This window comes from Streptomyces sp. NPDC006997 (genome assembly GCF_040635175.1).
Lineage (GTDB): Bacteria > Actinomycetota > Actinomycetes > Streptomycetales > Streptomycetaceae > Streptomyces.
Window position 1 is genome coordinate 1 of record NZ_JBEYHH010000110.1, and the last position, 1,129, is coordinate 1,129.

The 1,129-nt window shown below is 69.9% G+C and carries 1 pseudogene; it reads right to left on the reverse strand.

The features are described from left to right. Nucleotides 1–1,129 (reverse strand): annotated as a pseudogene (locus ABZ659_RS35880) (alpha-1,4-glucan--maltose-1-phosphate maltosyltransferase); the annotation flags it as partial.

Here is a 1,129-nt window from a genome sequence, read left to right on the forward strand (position 1 = left end):
CGTTCGGCCGCCGCCCAGTCACGGGGTTTGAGCTGGTACTTCTCCGAGTCGAGGTACTCCTCGCTGCCCTCCTTCAACGGGGTGTTCTCACACAGTTCGTAGCCGGAGTACACCCCCCAGGTGGGTGACAGGGTCGCGGCGAGGACGGCGCGGACCTCGAAGGCGGGGCGTCCGCCGTGCTGGAGGTAGGCGTGCAGGATGTCGGGCGTGTTGACGAAGAGGTTCGGCCGCATGTAGGCAGCCGCCTCACCGGAGAGTTCCGTGAGGTACTCCGTCAGTTCCCGCTTGGTGTTGCGCCAGGTGAAGTACGTGTACGACTGCTGGAAGCCGACCTGCGCGAGGGTGTGCATCATCGCCGGACGGGTGAACGCCTCCGCCAGGAAGATCACGTCGGGGTCGGTGCGGCCGATGTCGGCCAGGACCCGTTCCCAGAACACCACCGGCTTGGTGTGCGGGTTGTCCACCCGGAAGATCCGCACCCCCAGGCCCATCCAGAACCTGAGGACGCGCAGGGTCTCGGCGACCAGGCCGTCCATGTCCGCGTCGAAGGCGACGGGGTAGATGTCCTGGTACTTCTTCGGCGGGTTCTCGGCGTAGGCGATGGTGCCGTCCGGGCGGTGGTGGAACCACTCCGGGTGCTTGTCCACCCACGGGTGGTCCGGGGAGCACTGCAGGGCGAAGTCCAGGGCCACCTCCATGCCCAGGTCGGCGGCCTGCTCCACGAACCAGGCGAAGTCCTCCACCGTGCCCAGCCGCGGGTGCACGGCGTCGTGACCGCCCTCGGGGGAACCGATCGCCCACGGCACGCCGACGTCGGCGGGGCCGGGGGAGAGGGTGTTGTTGCGGCCCTTGCGGAACGTCGTCCCGATCGGGTGGACGGGAGGCAGGTAGACGACGTCGAAGCCCATCGCGGCGATCGCGGGCAGCCTGCGGGCCGCGGTGCGGAACGTGCCGTGGGGCTCCTCGGCCGTGCCCTCGGAGCGGGGGAAGAACTCGTACCAGGCCCCGTACAGGGCGCGTTCCCGCTCCACCAGCAGCGGCATCTCCGGCGACCGCGTCACCAGGTCCCGCAGCGGGTAGCGGGCCAGCACCGCGTCCACCTCCGGCGTCAACGCCGCCGCCAACCGGG